16 protein-coding genes and 1 pseudogene are annotated in these 18,972 nt (G+C 68.4%); 13 read left to right on the top strand and 4 right to left on the bottom strand.

Annotated features, from left to right (window positions below):
- The first annotated feature begins 78 nt into the window (after positions 1 to 78).
- On the top strand, positions 79 to 306 hold the full coding sequence (locus tag ACQPYY_RS27460) for a DUF3107 domain-containing protein (protein WP_213559758.1): 228 nt from the start codon (positions 79 to 81) through the stop codon (positions 304 to 306).
- A gap of 98 nt (positions 307 to 404) precedes the next feature.
- Here the strand turns inward: ACQPYY_RS27460 and ACQPYY_RS27455 are convergent, their stop codons facing one another.
- Positions 405 to 1,070 carry a TetR/AcrR family transcriptional regulator gene (locus ACQPYY_RS27455; RefSeq protein WP_357283651.1) on the bottom strand — a complete coding sequence of 222 codons (666 nt, stop codon included), beginning with the start codon at positions 1,068 to 1,070 and terminating at the stop codon, positions 405 to 407.
- A 389-nt stretch (positions 1,071 to 1,459) separates the two neighbouring features.
- On the opposite strand from ACQPYY_RS27455, the gene ACQPYY_RS27450 reads away from it, so the two are divergent.
- The 3 genes from ACQPYY_RS27450 (at position 1,460) to ACQPYY_RS27440 (ending at position 4,827) form a co-directional block, all read left to right on the top strand.
- On the top strand, positions 1,460 to 2,455 hold the full coding sequence (locus ACQPYY_RS27450) for a DUF3152 domain-containing protein (protein WP_433594744.1): 996 nt from the start codon (positions 1,460 to 1,462) through the stop codon (positions 2,453 to 2,455).
- A gap of 145 nt (positions 2,456 to 2,600) precedes the next feature.
- Positions 2,601 to 3,803, top strand: a complete 1,203-nt coding sequence (gene moeZ / locus ACQPYY_RS27445) for an adenylyltransferase/sulfurtransferase MoeZ (RefSeq protein WP_433591535.1) — start codon at positions 2,601 to 2,603, stop codon at positions 3,801 to 3,803.
- A 172-nt stretch (positions 3,804 to 3,975) separates the two neighbouring features.
- Positions 3,976 to 4,827, top strand: a complete 852-nt coding sequence (locus ACQPYY_RS27440) for a TIGR02569 family protein (RefSeq protein WP_433594743.1) — start codon at positions 3,976 to 3,978, stop codon at positions 4,825 to 4,827.
- 85 nt (positions 4,828 to 4,912) lie between these two features.
- On the opposite strand, the gene ACQPYY_RS27435 is transcribed toward ACQPYY_RS27440, so the two are convergent.
- Positions 4,913 to 6,367 (bottom strand): MFS transporter, encoded by a 1,455-nt coding sequence (locus tag ACQPYY_RS27435; RefSeq protein WP_433591534.1) that lies wholly within the window; start codon positions 6,365 to 6,367, stop codon positions 4,913 to 4,915.
- A gap of 145 nt (positions 6,368 to 6,512) precedes the next feature.
- Entirely contained in the window at positions 6,513 to 7,196 is a 684-nt protein-coding gene (locus ACQPYY_RS27430) for a FadR/GntR family transcriptional regulator (RefSeq protein WP_379094161.1), read from the bottom strand.
- 218 nt (positions 7,197 to 7,414) lie between these two features.
- On the opposite strand from ACQPYY_RS27430, the gene ACQPYY_RS27425 reads away from it, so the two are divergent.
- The 8 genes and pseudogenes from ACQPYY_RS27425 to ACQPYY_RS27390 all read left to right on the top strand — a co-directional run bounded on the left by ACQPYY_RS27425 (position 7,415) and on the right by ACQPYY_RS27390 (position 16,822).
- Positions 7,415 to 8,566: an MFS transporter gene (locus tag ACQPYY_RS27425; protein ID WP_433594742.1), complete on the top strand. Its 1,152-nt coding sequence runs from the start codon at positions 7,415 to 7,417 to the stop codon at positions 8,564 to 8,566.
- A gap of 284 nt (positions 8,567 to 8,850) precedes the next feature.
- On the top strand, positions 8,851 to 10,353 hold the full coding sequence (locus tag ACQPYY_RS27420) for a nitrate/nitrite transporter (RefSeq protein ID WP_433594741.1): 1,503 nt from the start codon (positions 8,851 to 8,853) through the stop codon (positions 10,351 to 10,353).
- A 27-nt stretch (positions 10,354 to 10,380) separates the two neighbouring features.
- On the top strand, positions 10,381 to 12,945 hold the full coding sequence (gene nirB / locus ACQPYY_RS27415) for a nitrite reductase large subunit NirB (RefSeq protein ID WP_379094165.1): 2,565 nt from the start codon (positions 10,381 to 10,383) through the stop codon (positions 12,943 to 12,945).
- Between the two features lie 65 nt (positions 12,946 to 13,010).
- Positions 13,011 to 13,406, top strand: coding sequence for a nitrite reductase small subunit NirD (gene nirD, locus ACQPYY_RS27410; RefSeq protein WP_357283661.1), 396 nt, complete (start codon positions 13,011 to 13,013; stop codon positions 13,404 to 13,406).
- Positions 13,403 to 14,557 (top strand): annotated as a pseudogene (locus ACQPYY_RS27405) (uroporphyrinogen-III synthase); the annotation flags it as partial. The gene nirD and the pseudogene ACQPYY_RS27405, both read left to right, overlap by 4 nt.
- 551 nt (positions 14,558 to 15,108) lie before the next feature.
- Positions 15,109 to 15,933 (top strand): sirohydrochlorin chelatase, encoded by an 825-nt coding sequence (locus ACQPYY_RS27400; RefSeq protein WP_433591533.1) that lies wholly within the window; start codon positions 15,109 to 15,111, stop codon positions 15,931 to 15,933.
- A gap of 134 nt (positions 15,934 to 16,067) precedes the next feature.
- Positions 16,068 to 16,280, top strand: coding sequence for a hypothetical protein (locus ACQPYY_RS27395; protein ID WP_379094171.1), 213 nt, complete (start codon positions 16,068 to 16,070; stop codon positions 16,278 to 16,280).
- Between the two features lie 134 nt (positions 16,281 to 16,414).
- On the top strand, positions 16,415 to 16,822 hold the full coding sequence (locus ACQPYY_RS27390) for a nuclear transport factor 2 family protein (RefSeq protein WP_433591532.1): 408 nt from the start codon (positions 16,415 to 16,417) through the stop codon (positions 16,820 to 16,822).
- On the opposite strand, the gene ACQPYY_RS27385 is transcribed toward ACQPYY_RS27390, so the two are convergent.
- A complete protein-coding gene (locus ACQPYY_RS27385) occupies positions 16,819 to 17,457 on the bottom strand; it encodes a TetR/AcrR family transcriptional regulator (protein WP_357283670.1) in 639 nt (212 codons plus the stop codon). The two genes, ACQPYY_RS27390 and ACQPYY_RS27385, sit on opposite strands and share 4 nt — an antisense overlap.
- Positions 17,458 to 17,574: 117 nt before the next feature.
- On the opposite strand from ACQPYY_RS27385, the gene ACQPYY_RS27380 reads away from it, so the two are divergent.
- Positions 17,575 to 18,957, top strand: a complete 1,383-nt coding sequence (locus ACQPYY_RS27380; protein WP_379094179.1) for a flavin-containing monooxygenase — start codon at positions 17,575 to 17,577, stop codon at positions 18,955 to 18,957.
- Positions 18,958 to 18,972 lie beyond the last annotated feature (15 nt).

Here is an 18,972-nt window from a genome sequence, read left to right as displayed (position 1 = left end):
GCGGTCGGGGCCGATGGCGGTCGCGGCTGCGCTAGCGTGATCGGGACAGGACTACGACTCTAGGTTCGGAGGTTGGCCGTGGAGGTCAAGATCGGCATTTCGGATAGCCCGCGTGAGCTCGTCATCAACAGCTCGCAGACCCCGGCCGAGGTCGAGGCGCTCGTCAGCGGTGCGCTGCAGGGTGAGGGCGGCGTCGTGGCGCTCACCGACGAGAAGGGCCGCAAGTTCCTGATCCAGGCCGCGAAGGTCGCCTACGTCGAGATCGGCGCTCCGTCCTCGGGTCGTGTCGGCTTCGCCGCCGTCTAGTTTTCCCGCGCGCGACGCGGTAGATCGCGCCAAAAGAATTGGCCCGCCGACTTAGTCGGCGGGCCAATTCTTTTTGATTCAACGAGAGTTGTTATCTCTCAATCGATCGGGTGCAGCGGAACGTGCTTGAGCCCGCCCCAGCACAGCGCGACCGTGGTGTCGACGGCGTCGTCCTTGGGAATCGGCCGGTCCGCCTCGAGCCAGTACCGGGCGCTGAGCTGGCTGGCGCCGACCAGGCCGACCGCGAGTACGCGGGCCCGGTAGGGGTCCAGACCGGAGTCGTGGGCGACCAGGTCGAACACCGCGTCCACACAGGCCTCGGTGGCCTGCTCGACCCGGCGCTGCACCTGCGGCTCATTGGTCAGATCCGATTCGAAAACCAGTCGGAAGCCCTGGGTTTCATGGTCGACGAAGTCGAAGTACGCGGCGACGGCGGCGCGCACGCGCTGCTTGTTGTCGGTGGTGGAGCGCAGCGCCTGGCGCACGCTCGACACCAGCACGTCGACGTAGTTCTGCAGCACTGCCAGGTACAGCTCGAGCTTGCTCGAGAAGTGCTGGTAGAGCACCGGTTTGCTGACGCCGGCGCACTGCGAGATCTCATCCATGCCGGCGGCGTGATAGCCGCGTTGCACGAAGACCTCGCTGGCTGCGGCGAGAAGCTGCGCGCGGCGCGCCTCGCGGGGCAGACGGGTGCCGCGCTTGCTCGTCGCCATGGCCTCGGATGACATGCGGTGCGATGTCATCCGGTCCACGAGGTCAGTCATTGCCTATTTCTCCCAGTTGATTCCCGGTGCGAAGGATGTTCACCGGTATCCCACGAACGATACGCGCTCAGGGGGCCGCTGCCGATCCAGGTTCCGAATATTGGTCGCGTGATGCTCGCTTTGATTATGCGAGGCCGATCACAACTGTGTAGCACATGTTCCGATTTGTGAGGTCTGCCGCATTAGCGTGAGATATCTCGCAGCAATGATCACGGGCTGGGACGGCAGCTCTCGGTGACCGGCCGGGCTGTGAGAGTCTGTCAGGCGTGACCGAGAAGGCCGCCGGCAACAAGCGACGGGGTAGACCCAGCGGGCCGATCTACGATCCGCTCGGTTTGTACGACGACGACGGCGCATCGGAGACCGGCCCGTCGGTATCTTCTGGGCTCATCGCGCCACCCGATCCGGACCTCCCCGCCGAGGACCGCCCGCTGCCGCATCAGCCGCTGCGCGCCCGCTGGGACCCCACCTCCCCGCCCGCCGACGCCCGCAATCGCCCCCGCCCCGAACGCGAGACCAAGAAGCAGAGTCCGCTGGGCCGGTTCGTGAACACCTACGGCTGGCGGGCCTACGCCCTGCCGGTGCTGCTGGTGATCACCGTCGTGGTCGCCGTCGACGCCTTCCGCCACACCGGTGGCAGCGATGCCGGGCTGCCCGGATTCGGTCGCTTGAGCGAGTACACCGACAAGCCGGGCCGCATCATCGGCGGCGCGCCCAAGGGCGACGGCAAGTACGCCGTCGACCTGCCGACCGGCGCGGTCCCGCCCGGCGGGGCCTACACCGACACCGGCGCGGGCACCTGGCGGGTGATCCCGGGTACCAGCGCTCAGGTCGGCACCGGCACCCAGCACGCCTTCACCTACTCCGTCGAGATCGAGAACGGGGTGGACACCGCGTCCCTGGGCGGTGATGCGGCGGTGGCGCAGATGATCGACGCCACCCTCGCCAATCCCAAGTCCTGGACCCATGATCCGCGCTTCGCGCTGCGCCGCGTCGACACCGGCAACCCGGACTTCCGCATCTCGCTGACCTCGCGCGACACCACCCGCAAGTCGTGCGGTTTCGAAATCCCGGTCGACTCCTCCTGCTACAACACCGAACTGGGCCGCGTCGTGCTCTCGGAGGTGCGCTGGGTGCGTGGGGCCCCGGCCTTCGAGGGCGATGTCGGCTCGTATCGGCAGTACCAGATCAATCACGAAGTGGGCCATGCCCTCGGCTACCACGAGCACCAGCCGTGCGAGACCGACGGCGGGCTGGCCCCGGTCATGATGCAGCAGACCTTCGGAACCCGGAACAACGACATCGCGAAGCTGGATCCCGAAGGCGTGGTGCCGATGGACGGCAAGACCTGCCGCTTCAACCCCTGGCCCTACCCCCGCGCCTGAGCGGCCGCCGCCCTCCCAGCGGCGGATTCCGGCCGCTGATCACCCCGGTTCGAACGGGACTAGGCTTGGGGAAGAACGGTCCCGGTCGCTGTGTTGCAGAAATGGCCGCGAGTTTCCGGCGAATTCGATTGAGGAGTCCGCACACGTGACAGCATCGCATCCCTCCCTGCCGCCCTTGGTGGAGCCGGCGGCGGAGCTGACCCGGGACGAGGTCGCCCGCTACAGCCGCCATCTGATCATCCCGGATCTCGGGGTGGACGGTCAGAAACGTTTGAAGAACGCCAAGGTGCTGGTGATCGGCGCGGGCGGGCTCGGCTCCCCGGCGCTGCTGTACCTGGCCGCCGCCGGTGTCGGCACCCTCGGCATCGTCGAGTTCGACGAGGTCGACGCATCGAACCTGCAGCGGCAGATCATCCACGGCGAATCCGATATCGGCCGCTCCAAGGCCGACAGCGCCCGCGACTCGATTCTGGAGATCAATTCCGGAATCACGGTGGAGCTGCACAAGATTCGGCTCGAGCCCGACAACGCGATCGAGCTGTTCCGGCAGTACGACCTGATCGTCGACGGCACCGACAACTTCGCCACCCGCTACCTGGTCAACGACGCCGCCGTGCTGGCGGGCAAGCCGTACGTGTGGGGTTCCATCTACCGCTTCGAGGGCCAGGTCTCGGTCTTCTGGGAGGACGCCCCGGACACGCCGGATGGTGAGAAGAGGGGCATCAACTACCGCGACCTCTACCCCGAGGCCCCGCCGCCGGGCATGGTCCCGTCCTGCGCCGAAGGCGGCGTGCTGGGCGTGCTGTGCGCGTCCATCGGCTCGATCATGGTGACCGAGGCGATCAAGCTGATCACCGGGATCGGCGACCCGCTGCTCGGGCGGCTCATGGTGTACGACGCACTGGACATGAGCTACCGCACCATCAAGCTGCGCCGCGATCCGGAGCGCCGGCCCATCACCGAGCTCATCGACTACGACGCGTTCTGCGGCGTGGTGTCGGAGGAGGGCCAGGCCGCGGCCATCGGCTCCACCATCACCGCCCGGGAGCTCAAGGAGATGCTGGACGCGGGCAAGGACGTGGCCATCATCGATGTGCGCGAGCCCGTGGAATGGGACATCGTCCGGCTCGAGGGCGCGACCCTGATCCCCAAGGACCGCATCCTCTCGGGTGAGGCGCTGTCGGAGCTGCCGCAGAACACCCCGATCGTGCTGCACTGCAAGACCGGTATCCGCTCCGCGGAGGCGCTCGCCGCCCTGAAGAACGCGGGCTTCTCCGATGCCACCCACCTGCAGGGCGGAATCATCGCCTGGGCCAACCAGGTCGACCCCTCCCTGCCGGTCTACTGAGCCCGCGCGGACGGGCCCTCGGCGGCAGCACGGGGGCCTGTTCGGCGGCGGTGCGGGAGCCCGGAGGTAACGCCTCGGTCGCCGGTGTTTCACACCATGGTTTCGGCGTGTGGAACGGTCGGCGCGGCGAGGGTCGCGAAAACCTGGCCAGCGGTACCGTACGCGCGTGACGATGACTGTTGTGGAACCTCCTGAGCATGTGCGCTCAACCTTCGGGTTGCGCGAGGAACCGCCGGTCCCGTTGGGGAACTGGGATGGCGGCTGGCGGTGTGGCGATGTCGTCTTGAGCCCGGTGACCGATCATGCGCGGGCCGCCTGGTCGGCGAAGGTGCGCGAGACGCTGCGGGTGGACGGGCTGCGCCTGGCGCGGCCGGTACGGGCCACCGATGGACGGTATGTCGTATCCGGGTGGCGCGCCGACACCTACCTCGAAGGCGTGCCGGAACCGCGGCACGACGAAGTCGTGTCGCTGTCGCTGCGGCTGCACCAGGTGACCGCGCAGCTGGAGCGCCCGCGTTTCCTGGCCGCGCAGCCGGTCGCGCCGTGGGCCGACGTGGACGTGTTCGCGGCCGCCGATCGCGCGGCGTGGGAAGCGGTTCCGCTGCGCAGCCTGAAGCTGGGCGGCATGCTGCCGTCCACTTCGCCGGACGGCGACCGCAGCCTGACCCTGATCACCCAGTTGTCGACCCTGCGCAAGCCGGTCACCACGCCCCCGCAGCTGGTGCACGGCGATCTGTTCGGCACCGTGCTGTTCTCCGGCGGTTACGCGCCCGGCCTGACCGACATCACCCCCTACTGGCGTCCCGCGCCGTGGGCGGCGGCGGTCATCGTGGTGGACGCGCTGTCCTGGGGCGGCGCGGACGACGGTCTGATGGAGCGCTGGGCCCAGTTGCCCGAGTGGCCGCAGATGCTGGTGCGCGCGGTCATGTTCCGGCTGGCCGTGCACGCCCTGCACCCGCGCTCCACCCCCGAGGCGTTCCCGGGTCTGGCCCGCACCGCGGACATGACCCGGCTGCTGCTCTAGGGGCGGGCGAGAGCATGCGGAAGGGCCGCACCGGGCGACGAATTCCGGTGCGGCCCTTCCGTTCCCCAGGGGCGGCTGGGGAGTCTTACACGTTCGCGTGGGCGAGCGAGGGCGCCCGGCCGACGGCGAACGAGGACCGCAGGTAGAACCACCAGCACAGCGCGCCCATGGCGAGGTAGGCCGCCACGTAACCCCAGAAGGCCGGATTCATGCTGTGGTAGTGGGTGTTCGACAGGCGCAGCGCCTGCTGCAGGATCCAGCCGCCCGCCGCGCCGACCGCGCCGATCACGCCGATGGCCGCGCCCGCCTGCCGTTTGGCCGAGATCAGTGCCTCGCCGATGTCCTGCCCGGTCTCCGAGGCGTGCCGCCGCGCTTCCGCGGTGAAGATCATCGGGATCATCCGGTAGGTCGATCCGTTGCCGATGCCGCTGAGCACGAACAGCAGCAGGAACGAGGCCAGGTAGAGCGGGAAGTTCTTGGCGGACAACGACGCCACGATGAGCGCGGTGGCGAACGCCATGCCGCCGAAGACGTAGAGCGTGATCCGCGCGCCGCTGAGCTTGTCGGCGATCCACCCGCCGAAGGGGCGGCTGAAGGATCCGACCAGGGCGCCGAGGAAGGCCAGGTTGCCCAGCGTGCTCATCCACCCGATCTTGGCCAGGCTCGGGAAGTTGGCCTTGAGCAGGGTCGGGAAGGCGAAGGAGAAGCCGATGAAGGAGCCGAAGGTGCCGATGTAGAGGATGGCCATCACCCAGGTGTGGCGGTTGGCCAGCGCCCGCTTGTACGACGTGCCATCGGATTTCGCGCCGCTCAGCGAGTCCATGTAGCGCAGTGCGCCGAAGAGGGCGGCGAGGATGAACGGAATCCACACCAGCACCGCGAGCGTGATGCCGAAGCGGTATCCGGCGGCGTCCTTGGCCATGATGTGCGTGCCCAGCGTGATGATGAGCGGTACGAACAATTGTGTCTGTGCCACACCGAGATTGCCGCCCGCGGCATTGATGCCCAGGGCCGCGCCCTTCTTACCCTCGGGGAAGAAGAAGTTGATATTCGCCATGGAGGACGAGAAGTTGCCGCCGCCGACACCGGCGATGGCGGCCAGCACCATGAACACCCACATCGGGGTGCCGGGCTGGTTGATGAAATAGGCCAGGCCCAGGGTGGGCAGCAGCAGCATGCCCGCGCTGAACGCGGTGAACGCGCGGCCGCCGAAGCGGGGAATGGCGAAGGTGTAGGGCACCCGTAGCGCCGCGCCGACCAGGGTCGGGGTGGAGGTGAGCAGCAGGGCGTTGTTCACGGCGTCGGGATTGTTCTTGCCCAGGAAGGCGAATCCGGCCGAGCCCATGGCGGTGACGACGCTGGCCCAGAGCACCCAGACGCTGAATCCGAGGTTCTCGGCGAATACCGAGAAGATCAGATTCTTGCGGGCGGTCTGTTTACCCCCGTTTTCCCAGAATTCGGTGTTATCGGGTTCCCAACGGTCGATCCAGCGCCCGCGTTTCTGATACGTGATTTCGGTAGGCTCGATAACTGTTGCCATGAGCGGTTGTCCTCTCGGCTGATGCGACCGCCCTCATCTGCGGTCCCGTCAACCGTAGGAAGCCCGTTTTACGTCCGGGTGTTTTTCCATGACGGAGATGACAATTCGGGCTCACTTGGCCCAGATTCGCATGGTGACCCTTCGGTTACCCGAAATTCTTATCGAGCGTCCGGTATTCAGCCATGAGCGAGTCCAGGAAGCAGTTGGCCGTGCGGGCCGCCCGGTCGGGGTCGCCGTCGATCACCGCGGCCACCAGCTCGGCGTGCTCGTCGTGGTAGGTCTCGCCCTCGCGCGCGGACCGGAAACGGATGCCCGCGGCGATCACCGGCAGCAGCGAGTCGTAGAACTCGAGGTACACCGCGTTGTGGCTGGCGACCACGATGGCGCGGTGCAGCTGCACGTCCGCCTCGATGGCGGCGTCGAAGTCGCTGTCCCACAGCCGGGTCCGGTCGTCGAGCAGTCGCCGCAGTTCGGCGATGTCGTTGTCGTCGCGGCGGGCGGCGGCCAGCCGGGCGGCGGTGGTGTCGAGGGCCTGGCGCAGTTCGAGCACGTCGCGCTGCTGGGCGTCGGCGAAGTACTCGGTGAGGGTGCCGCCGAGGGTGGAGGTCGAGATGACGTAGGTGCCCGAGCCCTGTCTGCGTTCGAGCATGCCGGCGTGCACGAGGGCCTGGACGGCCTCGCGCACGGTATTGCGGCCGGTGCCGGTGAGTTCGGTGAGTTCGGGCTCGGTGGGGATGCGCGAGCCGACGGCCCAACGGCCGGAACGGATTTCGGCACGAAGCTGCTCGGTCACCTGGGCGATGAGGCTCGTGCGCCGGACTGGTTGCACGGGGGACAGCGTACCTTGCCTCACATTCGTTGCATCACATCATCGGGTCATCCTATGATTTCGCGGTGACTGCGACGATCGATGAGACGATGGCCCCCGGGCGGGGCATGACCCGTACCCCTGCCGAGCCGGGGCGCGTCCATCTCGAATCGCCGAAGCCCGAACTCTCCCGGCGCGCTCTCTTCGAGGGCCGCCTGCTGGTGCTGGTCGCCATCGTCATGTCGGCGCTGACCCTGCGGATCGCGGTCACCGCGTTCACCCCGCTGGCCGCCCGCATCGGCGACGACATCGGCTACTCCACCGCGGTGGTCGGCGTCTTCGGCATGCTGCCGACCGCCATGTTCGCCCTCGGCGGCCTGCTCACCCCCGTGCTCTCGCGCCGATTCGGCCTGGAGATGACCGCGCTGGCGGCCATGCTCATGACCGGTATCGGCTCGGTGCTGCGTGCCCTGGTGCCCGACACCTGGCAGCTGCTGGCCTTCTCGGCCTTCGCGCTGGCCGGTATGGGCATCGGCAATGTGGTGATCCCGCCCCTGGTCAAGCGGTACTTCTCGGATCGGCTGGCACTGCTCAGCTCGGTCTACATCGTGATGGTGCAGCTGGGCACGGTGTTCCCGGCGCTGATCACGGTCCCGATCGCGGACGCGCACGGCTGGCGGTTGTCGCTGGGCATGTGGGCCGCGCTGGCCTTCGCCGCCGCGCTGCCGTGGATCGCGGTGCTGCGCACCCGCCGCGCGAACGCCCGGTTCGACACCACCGAGCTGCCCGCGGACGCGGTCGAGTCCACCGGCAAGGTGTGGCGCTCGCCGCTGGCCTGGGGCATGGCCTTCATGTTCGGCATGACCTCGCTGATCACCTATTCGATGTTCACCTGGCTGCCGACGATCTTCGGCGACGCGGGCGCGGACGCGGCGTTCGGCGGCTCGATGGTCGGCATCTTCGCGCTGATCGGCCTGGTCGCGGCCTTGAGCGCGCCGATCGTGGTGGGCCGCATCGCCAATCCGTTCCCGGTGGTGATCGGCTGCGCGGTGTTCTTCTTCATCGGCTTCGGCGGCCTGCTGTTCGCGCCGATGAGCGCCCCGCTGGTGTGGGTGCTGGCGCTGGGCCTGGGCCCGTCGACCTTCCCGATGGCGCTGACGCTGATCAACCTGCGGACCCGCACCGGCGCCGGTTCGGCCGCGCTGTCCGGTTTCACCCAGGGTGTCGGCTACTCGGTGGCGTGCGTGGGCCCGCTGCTGTTCGGCACGCTGCACACCATGACCGGCGGCTGGCCGGTGCCGTTCGCCTTCCTCACGGTGGCGGTGCTGATTCTGATGGCCGGCGCGTGGGTCGCGTGCAAGCCGCGTTTCCTGGAAGACAGCTGGAACTAGCGGTCACCGGGAACTAGCCGGAATTTCACTGTTCGAGTTGCCGAGTCGTGAGGTTGGGGCCATGCTGTGTGGCAAGGCTCTCACCTCACGGCTCGAAAACTCGTTTTCAGGCGTTTCGTGACCGCCGGAAACCCTTGTGTCACATAGGCGAAACATAAGGCCGGATCTCACGCCGTAAACCCGGAATTCGTGAGCAACCGTTGATTTGCCGGACATTTCGCGCAGCACGGGCGCAATACCCGTTTTCTACCTTGGGGCCATCCAGATTTCAGGAGGGCCTCTTGTTGACGACGCTGACCCGCAAGCGCGACATCGAGCATTGGGATGCCGAGGATGTCGTGGCTTGGGAAGCCGGTGGTAAGGACATCGCGCGCCGCAATCTGATCTGGTCGGTCTTCGCCGAGCACATCGGGTTCTCGGTGTGGTCGATCTGGTCGGTCATGGTGCTGTTCATGCCGACCGACGTCTTCCACATCGATCCGGCCGGCAAGTTCTTCCTGGGCGCGGTGCCGACCCTGGTCGGCGGCTTCATGCGGATCCCCTACACCGTGCTGACCGCGAAGTTCGGCGGCCGCAACTGGACCATCGTGTCCGCGCTGCTGCTGCTGATCCCGACGCTGCTGACGCTGTACTTCGTCAACCAGCCGGGCACCTCCTACACGACGTTCCTGATCGTGGCGGCCTTCGCGGGCCTGGGCGGCGGCAACTTCTCCTCGTCGATGTCCAACATCAACGTGTTCTTCCCGCAGCGGCTCAAGGGCTGGGCGTTGGGCATGAACGCGGGTGGCGGCAATATCGGCGTTCCGGTGGTGCAGCTGATCGGCCTGGCGGTCATCGCCACGCTGGGCAACCACTACGGCAACGCCTCGGTGGTATGCGCGGTGTACCTGGTGCTGATCGCGGTGGCCGCGGTGGGTGCGGCGCTGTACATGGACAACGTCAAGAACCAGAAGGCCGACCTGTCCTACATGCTCAAGGCGCTGCGCGTCCCGCAGTCCTGGGCGATCGCCTTCCTCTACATCGGCACCTTCGGTTCGTTCATCGGCTACAGCTTCGCTTTCGGCCAGGTCCTGCAGATCACCTTCAAGGCCGGTGGCGCGAGTGTCTCCGCCGCCGCGCTGCACGCCGCGCAGATCGCCTTCATCGGCCCGCTGCTGGGTTCGCTGGCCCGCCCGTACGGCGGTAAGTGGGCCGACCGGATCGGCGGCAGCAAGGTCACGCTGTACACCTTCGTGGCCATGACGCTCGCGGCCGTGGTGGTCGCGGTGTCGTCCACCATGGGCGATCACGCCGGGCACCCGAAGGGCGGCGTGCTGGTGGCCATGATCGTCGGTTTCACCGCGCTGTTCGTCATCTCCGGTATCGGCAACGGTGCGGTCACCAAGATCATCCCTTCGGTGTTCGAGGCCAAATCCCGTTCCCTGGAAGGTGATTCGGCCAGCCGCGCGGCGTGGGCCCGCAACACCTCGGGTGCGCTGATCGGCTTCGTCGGCGCGATCGGCGCGCTGGGCGGCGTCGGCATCAACCTGATGCTGCGCACCTCCTACGCCTCCACCAAGTCCGCGACCACCGCCTTCTGGGTCTTCATGGCCTTCTACGTGCTGTGCGGCCTGGTCTGCTGGGCGGTCTTCATGCGCCGCCCGAGCCTGCGGGCGCTGTCCAGCGATACCGCTGACGCCGATGTCGTCGTCGAGGCGGAGGCCCTGGTCCTCGAGGCCGAATCCGGCTCCGCCGCAACCGATAGTGCGTCCACCACCGCCTCGTCCACTCCGTCGGCTCGCGCCTGACCAGTCCAGCTCGAAAGGGACACCGTCATGACCCACAGCATCGAACGCAAAACCGCGATCGTCGTCGGCCACGGCATGGTCGGACACCGCTTCGTGGAGGCCCTGCGCTCCCGCGACGAAGCCGGGACCTGGCAGGTCATCGTGCTCAGCGAGGAGAAGCTGGCCGCCTACGACCGCGTCGGACTGTCCTCCTACGTCGGCATCTGGGAGACCTCCGCGCTGGCGCTGCCCGGCAATGGCTACGAGGGCGACGACCTGGTCGAGGTACGGCTGGGCGTGCGCGCCGACAGCATCGACAAGGCCGCCCGCAAGGTGACCACCTCCACCGGCGACGTGATCGGTTACGACGCACTGGTTCTCGCGACCGGCTCCTACGCCTGGGTGCCGCCGGTGCCGGGCGCCGACGTCGAGGGCTGCTACGTCTACCGCACCCTCGAGGATCTCGACGGCATCCGGGCGACCGCCGAGGCGGCCGGTCCGGGCGCGGTCGGCGTGGTGGTCGGCGGCGGTCTGCTCGGTCTGGAGGCGGCCAACGCGCTGCGCCTGCTGGGCATGACCCCGCACGTGGTCGAGTACAACAACTGGCTGATGCCCGCCCAGGTCGACGAGGGCGGCGGCGCGATCCTGGAGAAGCTGGTCACCGAGCTCGGCCTGAGCGTGCACACCGGTGTCGGCACCGCCTCGATCGCATCCGACGACGCGGCCCCGCCGGCGGAGAAGCTGACCGTCACGCTGTCCGACGAGAGCGAATTGCGGGCCGCCCTGGTGGTTTTCGCCGCCGGTGTGCGTCCCCGCGACGAGATCGCCAAGGCCGCCGGCATCGAGGTCGGCCCGCGCGGCGGTGTCATCACCGACCTGGGCCTGCGCACCTCGGACCCGAGCATCTATGCCATCGGTGAGGTCGCCGCGGTCGAGGGCGTCTGCTACGGCCTGGTGGCCCCGGGGTACAGCACCGCCGAGGTGGTCGCGGACCGCCTGCTCGGCGGTGAGGGCGAGTTCCCGGGCGCGGACATGTCGACCAAGCTGAAGCTGCTCGGCGTGGACGTGGCCTCCTTCGGTGACGCGCACGCCAAGACCGAGGGCGCGCTGTCGGTGGTGCTGCACGACGCCGCCAAGGGCACCTACGCCAAGCTGGTCGTCTCCGACGACGCGCAGACCCTGCTCGGCGGCATCCTGGTCGGTGACGCCACCCAGTACTCGGCGCTGCGTCCGCTGGTCGGCCGCCCGCTGCCCGCCGATCCGGCCGCGCTGATCTCCCCGGCCGGTGCGGAACTGGGCGCGGACGCGCTGCCCGACGACGCGCAGATCTGCTCCTGCAACAACGTCTCGAAGGGCTCCATCTGCGGCGCGATCGCCGACGGCGCCTGCGACGTCCCGGCCATCAAGAGCTGCACCAATGCCGGAACCTCCTGCGGCGGTTGTGTTCCCATGCTCAAGAAGCTGCTGGAGCAGTCGGGTGTGGAGGTCTCCAAGTCGCTGTGCGAGCACTTCTCGCAGTCGCGCGCGGAGCTGTTCCACATCATCCAGTCGACCGGGGTCCGCACCTTCTCGGGCCTGATCGCCAAGTACGGCAAGGGCACCGGCTGCGACATCTGCAAGCCGACGGTGGCCTCCATCCTGGCCTCCACCTCGAGCGATCACATCCTCGACGGCGAGCAGGCCTCGCTGCAGGACACCAACGACCACTTCCTGGCCAACCTGCAGAAGAACGGCACCTACTCGGTCGTCCCGCGGATGCCCGGCGGTGAGGTGACCGCCGACCAGCTCATCACCATCGGTGAGATCGCCAAGGAATTCGACCTGTACGTGAAGGTCACCGGCGGTCAGCGCATCGACCTGTTCGGCGCCCGCGTCGAACAGCTGCCGCTGATCTGGAAGCGCCTGGTGGACGTGGGCATGGAGTCCGGTCACGCCTACGGCAAGTCGCTGCGCACGGTGAAGTCCTGCGTCGGATCGACCTGGTGCCGTTACGGCCAGCAGGACTCGGTCGGCATGGCCGTGCTGCTCGAAAAGCGTTACCGCGGTTTGCGTTCCCCGCACAAGCTGAAGCTGGCCGTGTCGGGTTGCGCGCGTGAGTGCGCGGAGGCCCGCGGCAAGGACGTCGGCGTCATCGCCACCGAGAACGGCTGGAACCTGTACGTCGGCGGCAACGGCGGTCTGACCCCGAAGCACGCGGTGCTGCTGGCCGGTGAGCTCGACGACGAGACGCTGATCAAGTACATCGACCGCTACCTGATGTTCTACATCCGCACCGCGGACCGCCTGCAGCGCACCGCGCCGTGGCAGGAGGCCCTGGAGGGCGGCATCGACTACCTCAAGGCCGTCGTCTGCGAGGACAGCCTGGGTATCGCCGCCGACCTGGAGGCCGCCATGGCCAAGCACGTGGACGGCTACAAGGACGAGTGGGCCGCCGTGCTCGAGGACGAGGGCAAGCTGTCGCGCTTCGTGTCCTTCGTCAACGCCCCCGAGGAGTCGGACCCGACCATCGGCTTCGACGAGAGCGGCGAGCGCAAGGTGCCCGTCCTGCTCGGCATCCCGGAGCTTCCGGTCGGTGCGGCCCAGGCCACAGAACCCGCCACGCACGGGAAATGACTGCTTAACGACTTGGAAACAGGGCGCCGGTACCAATAGGTAAGGCGTTCGGAGGAGAGTTACCGATGACCGTGATCGACACACCCGGCACCGCAGTCACCACCACCTCGGGGTGGACCCAGGCCTGCCGGCAGGACTATCTGATTCCCGGCCGCGGCGTGGCGGTGCTGCTGAAGGGCGGCCGCCAGGCGGCGCTGTTCCTCACCACCGACGGCACGCTGTTCGCCGTCGGCAATATCGATCCGTTCGGGCGCGCGGCGGTCATGTCGCGCGGCCTGGTCGGCGACCGCGGCGGCGTGCCCGTCGTGGCGTCCCCGCTGCTCAAGCAGGCGTTCTCGCTGATCGACGGACGCTGCCTGGACGACGACGCCATCTCCCTGCCGGTCTACGCGGTGCGCGTGGAGGACGGCGTGGTCGCGGTGTCGAACGACCCGGTGCAATTCGTCGGCGGTACCGCATGACCGAGGTCGACGGCGGTACTCCGCTGGCCGGTTTCACGGTCGGCATCACGGCTGCCCGGCGTGCCGACGAACTCGGCACCCTGCTGGCCCGCCGGGGCGCGAATGTCGTTTCCGCCCCGGCCATCCGGATCATTCCGCTGGCCGACGACAACGAGCTGGAGCGGGTGACGCGACAGCTGGTCGCCGACCCGCCGCAGATCGCGGTCGCCACCACCGGCATCGGTTTCCGCGGCTGGATGGAGGCCGCGGAGGGCTGGGGGCTGGCCGAGGAGCTGCGCTCCACGCTGGCCTCGACCCGTATGCTGGCCCGCGGTCCCAAGGCCAAGGGCGCGATCCGCGCGGCCGAGCTGCGCGAAGAATGGTCTCCCGCTTCGGAATCCAGTGCCGAGGTGCTCGATCACCTGCTGGCGCAGGGCGTCGAGGGGGTGCGGATCGCGGTGCAGCTGCACGGCGCGACCACCGAATGGGAGCCTGTCCCCGATTTCTGCGAGGTGCTGCGCTGCGCCGGAGCCGACGTGGTTCCGGTGCCGGTGTACCGGTGGATCCCGCCGGACGACCGCACCCCGATGGATCGCCTCATCGAGGGGATCGTCACGGCCGGACTGGACTGCGTGACCTTCACCAGCGCCCCGGCTGTGGCCTCACTTCTCATGCGCGCCAAGGAAACCGGTCTGCTGGAGGCGGTACTGCACGCCTTCCGGACCCGGGTGCTGCCCGCCTGCGTCGGCCCGATCACGGCCGCGCCGCTGGAGGAACTGGGCGTGCCCACCACGAGCCCCGGCCGAGCCCGCCTGGGTGCGCTGGCCCGGCACGTCGCCGAGGAACTGCCCCGGCGCGCCAACCGGATTCAAGCCGCCGGTCACGTCCTGAGCGTTCGCGGCGGCTGCGTCGTGGTGGACGGTCAGGTGCGACAGCTGGCTCCCGCGCCGATGGCGCTCATGCGTTCGCTGGCCCGGCAGCCGGGCCGCGTGGTCTCCCGCGAGGATCTGCTCGCCGCCCTCCCCGGCGGCGGCGATGACACCCACGCCGTGGAAACCGCCATCGCCCGCCTGCGAGCGGGCCTGGGCACCCCCAAGGCCATCCAGACCGTCGTCAAGCGCGGCTACCGCCTCGCCCTGGACCCGGCCGAGTGCATCGACAACCCGCATGAAGCCGCGAATCCCGTTGCCCGCCAGCCGGGCCCGGCTCGCGGCAACGGTCCGGTCACGCGCCGCGAGATCCCGCAGTCGCGGATCCCGGGCACCCGGCAGCCGATGGCCGACACCCCGCCCGCTGCGGGTCCCCGCCGTCCGGGCGCCCCGTCGGCGGTCAACGGCACAGCACATCCGGCCGCGGCTCCGTCGCCGGTGGCGCGATCCGTCGCCGCGCCGCTGCGATCGGTGCCCGCTCCGGCGGGCCCGGGCACCGGGGCGGCGCGACCGGGCGCGGCCCCGGTGCGATCGGCATCCCCGGCGAATGATGTTCGCCCCGTTGGTCTTCCGGTGCAGCCCGGCAGCGCGACACCCGCGACCCCGGTCGCGGGTCCGGCGGCCACGTCTGCCCGGTCGGCGGCCACCGCCCGCGCCGTGTCGGCGTCGCGCCCGTCGAATACCAATGCCACACAGTCGAATTCGGTGTCACGGCAGGCATTCCCGCCCCGTTCGTACGGCTCTCCCGGCGCCCTGCCGGGTTCGGGGGCCGTCCGTCCGCCGCGGGGTGCGTGGTGAGCGCCCCCGCGCTGGTGCTGGTCGCCCACGGCACCCGCAGCGCGCGCGGTGTGGAGATGATCGCCGAGCTGGCCGAGGCGGTCGCGCGGGAGCTGGGCGCGTCGGCGCTCGCGCACGCGGCCCGGCTGTCCGGGACAGGTGCCGGTGCCGATTTCGGGGCCGCATCGGCATCGTTGCGTGAAATGGCGATCACGGCCGCGCCGCAGGTGCGGACCGCGTTCGTGGATGTGCTGGGCCCGTCCCCGGCCGAGGTGTTGCGGGATCTGGATCCGGTTCCCGCCGTGGTGGTTCCGGCCTTCCTGGCCTCGGGCTATCACGTGTATCAGGATGTGCCGCGAGAGGTGGCCGCGAGTGCGCACGACGCGGTCGCGGTCACCCAGGCCATGGGTCCGGACCCGGCGCTGGCCGAGGTCATGCACCTGCGGCTGCGAGCGGCGGGCTGGCGGCCGGGGGACGCGGTGGTCTTCGCCGCCGCGGGTTCCTCGGACGCCCGGGCGCGCCAGGATGTGCAGCGGGCCGCGAACCTGCTCTCCGAGCGGGTCGGCACGCCCGCCCACCTGGCCTACATCGCCACCGGCGAGCCCAAGGTCCCCGAGGTGGTGGCCCGGGTCCGGGCCGCGGGCGCGCGCCGTGTCTTCGTGGCCTCGTACCTGCTCGCGCACGGCCTGTTCCATCAGCGCCTGCACGAGGCGGGCGCGGACGGCGTCGCCGAGCCGATCGGCGTGCACCCGTCGGTGGTGCGCCTGCTCGCCGATCGCTATGACGCGGCCGTCGAATCCTTGACGACCGACATCTCGGCGACCGACGTCCGAGTTGCCTGATCGGTCCCTTCCGTCCCGTGGGGATTAGGGGTTCTGCCCTAATTCCCACGCCGAATTCCCGTACCGCTTGGTGATTTTCGGATTCGCGTGGCAACCTTTACCGCAATTCGGTAAAGACTCTGGAGGATTCCCACGTGAAGAAGCTTGTCGTCGCCGCAGTGATCGCGGGCGGTATCGCCGGCCCGGCCGCCACCGCCGCCGCCGATTTCCCCACGATCTACGACCCGTGGACGGCCTGCATCCAGTCGGGTCAGACGGTCGAGCAGTGCCAGGCGCTGGTCAACAGCACCCAGCCGACCGATCAGGGCGCGGGTCTGGGTTACAGCGGTTCCGCGTTCTCCCGCTGATCTCTAAAACAATTCTATTTCAGATTTCGGGCCGACGTCTTCGGACGTCGGCCCGACGTCTTTCCGCGCACTCGATATCCCGCTCACCGGAATTTGCCGGTTCGGTCCGCGCGCGTGGCGGTCAAGATGACGGGATGTCGCTCGAACACCCCGCTCGCCGTGCCGGACTCGCCTCGCAGGCGGCGGTGCGCGCCAAGCGCAGGGACGAGTGGCTGGCATTGTTCTCCGACGACGCGCGCGTGGAGGATCCGGTCGGGATCTCGCCCTACGACCCGGTGGGGGAGGGGCACGCGGGGCACGCCGCCATCGCGGCGTTCTGGGATCTGGCGATCGAGCCCAGCCGGATCGAATTCACCTGGGCCGATTCCTTCGCCTGCGGCGACGAGGCCGCCTTCACCGGAACCATTCGCAGTACGCGCCCCGAGGTGAGCGTCGAGGTGGATCTGGTGGCCGTCTATCGCGTGAACGCGGACGGGAAGATCATCGCGCTGCGCGCGTTCTGGGAATTGGATCGCGCCCGCGTCACGCCGGTCTCGAATTAGTCCTTCGGCGTCTGGAGCGCCGGGAACCAGATATCGGTGAGGACGGCCGCGGCCTCGTCGGCCGAGACGTCGATGGTGCCCTGCATGGCCCAGCGGGTGAAGAAGCGTTCCAGCTGGGCGACCAGGAGTTCGACGCGCAGGCGCGCCTCCTCCTGGCGGTCGGCGGGCCAGCGTGACAGGTAGGAGCTCATGACGCTGGGCAGCGACATGATGCCTTCCTTGGCCACTTCGCGGAATTCGGGTTCGAGGGTGGTGGCCTCGTCCCAGGCGGGGAGCAGGTCCTTGTACTCCTGGAACCAGTCGATGGCCCGGCGCATCCATGCCGCGAATTCCTCTCGCGAGCCGGTGTCGAGCACGTGGTCGAGGTCCTCGTAGAAGTTCCGGACGCTGGGCAGCGTGCCCTGTTCGGCGATGGCCCGCAGCACGTCCGGTTTCCCGGTGAAGTGCAGGTAGAAGGTGGCGCGGCTGCAGCCGACGGCGGCGGCGATGTCGTCGACGCGGACCGGCGCGTAGCCCTGCTCGGTGAACAGCTGCTTGGCGGCGTCGATGAGCCGGCTGCGGGTGAGCCGCTTCTGTTCGTCGCGCAGCGAGGTGCGCCGCGGGGTTTCGGGGTGGTCTACATCGGATCGGGTCACCGTTGAATGATAGACGCAAGTTAACTCACTAGACACAGTGTCTAGTGAGTGTTAGCGTGTGTGGCACGTCACGTCCGGCAGGGCTCGTCAGACCCGTCGCCGAATCAGGAGAGTGAATTGGCTGCGAAATCCGCACAGAACCGCGAGCTACCCCGGGTCGCCATCATCGGCGCGGGCCCGTCGGGCATCACCGCCGCGAAGCGCATGGCCGAATACGGCATCCCCTTCGACTGCTACGAAGCCTCCGACGAGGTGGGCGGCAACTGGTACTACAAGAACCCGAACGGCATGTCGGCGTGCTACCAGAGCCTGCACATCGACACCTCCAAGTTCCGTCTGCAGTTCGAGGACTTCCCGGCGCCCGACGAGTGGCCGGACTTCCCGCACCACAGCCAGTTGCACCAGTACTTCAAGGATTACGTCGACCACTTCGGCATCCGCGACCGAATCCGGTTCAACCACAAGGTGACCGGGGCCGAGCGTGGCGCCGACGGCCTATGGACGGTCACCACCGACCAGGGCACGGTCGAGACCTACGACGCCCTGATCGTGGCCAACGGCCACCACTGGGATCCGCGCACCCCCGACTACCCGGGCGAGTTCGACGGCACCCTGATCCACTCGCACTCCTACAATGACCCCTTCGACCCGATCGATATGCGCGGCAAGCGAATCGTCGTGGTGGGCATGGGTAATTCGGGTCTGGACGTCGCCTGCGAGCTGTCGCAGAAGTTCATCGCCGAGAAGCTGTGGGTCTCGGCCCGCCGCGGCGTGTGGGTGCTGCCCAAGTACGTCGGCGGCAAGGTCGGCGACACCCAGGTGGTACCGGCCTGGATGCCGCCGAAGCTGGCGCTCAAGCTCAAGCAGCGCTTCGTGGTCAAGAACCGCGGCCGCATGGAGGATTACGGCCTGCCCAAGCCGGATCACCTGCCCTTCGAGGCGCATCCGTCGGCCAGTGAGGAGTTCCTGCACAAGGTCGGTTGCGGCGATATCGATTTCAAGCCCGCCATCACCAAGCTGGACGGCAAGGTCGTGCACTTCGCGGACGGCTCCACCGAAGAGGTGGACGTGGTGGTGTGCGCCACCGGCTACCACATCAGTTTCCCGTTCTTCACCGATCCGGTGTTGCGGCCCGACGAGAGCAACAAGCTGCCGCTGTGGCGTCAGATGCTCAAGCCGGATGTCGACAATCTCTTCTATCTCGGTCTGGCCCAGCCGATGCCGACGCTGGTGAACTTCGCCGAGCAGCAGTCCAAGCTGGTCGCGGCGTATCTTTCGGGCAACTACCGGTTCCCGTCGCAGGCGGACATGAACGCGGCGGTCGCCAAGGCGGAGGCCGAACGCGCCGAGCGCTACTACAACTCGCCGCGCCACACGATTCAGATCGACTTCGACATCTATGTGCGAGAGCTGAAGAAGGAACTCGCCGATGGCGCGCGCCGCGCGGCCGCGGTGGGCAATGCCCTGCCCGTGCGCAGCCGCGCACTGGTCGAGGCGTAAGAGGGAGACGGTCGG

The organism is Nocardia sp. CA-145437 (assembly GCF_050956485.1).
In the GTDB taxonomy this organism is placed as follows: domain Bacteria; phylum Actinomycetota; class Actinomycetes; order Mycobacteriales; family Mycobacteriaceae; genus Nocardia.
The sequence above is the reverse complement of the archived record's forward strand: the minus strand, read 5'-3'. Positions and strand labels throughout refer to the sequence as shown.

Excerpts from the sequence above, each read along its gene's own strand:
- ACQPYY_RS27455 (WP_357283651.1), bottom strand. The coding sequence starts at position 1,070 with ATGACTGACCTCGTGGACCGGATGACATCGCACCGCATGTCATCCGAG.
- ACQPYY_RS27440 (WP_433594743.1), top strand. The coding sequence starts at position 3,976 with ATGACTGTTGTGGAACCTCCTGAGCATGTGCGCTCAACCTTCGGGTTG.
- ACQPYY_RS27435 (WP_433591534.1), bottom strand. The coding sequence starts at position 6,367 with ATGGCAACAGTTATCGAGCCTACCGAAATCACGTATCAGAAACGCGGG.
- ACQPYY_RS27425 (WP_433594742.1), top strand. The coding sequence starts at position 7,415 with ATGTCGGCGCTGACCCTGCGGATCGCGGTCACCGCGTTCACCCCGCTG.
- nirB (WP_379094165.1), top strand. The coding sequence starts at position 10,381 with ATGACCCACAGCATCGAACGCAAAACCGCGATCGTCGTCGGCCACGGC.
- nirD (WP_357283661.1), top strand. The coding sequence starts at position 13,011 with ATGACCGTGATCGACACACCCGGCACCGCAGTCACCACCACCTCGGGG.
- ACQPYY_RS27390 (WP_433591532.1), top strand. The coding sequence starts at position 16,415 with ATGTCGCTCGAACACCCCGCTCGCCGTGCCGGACTCGCCTCGCAGGCG.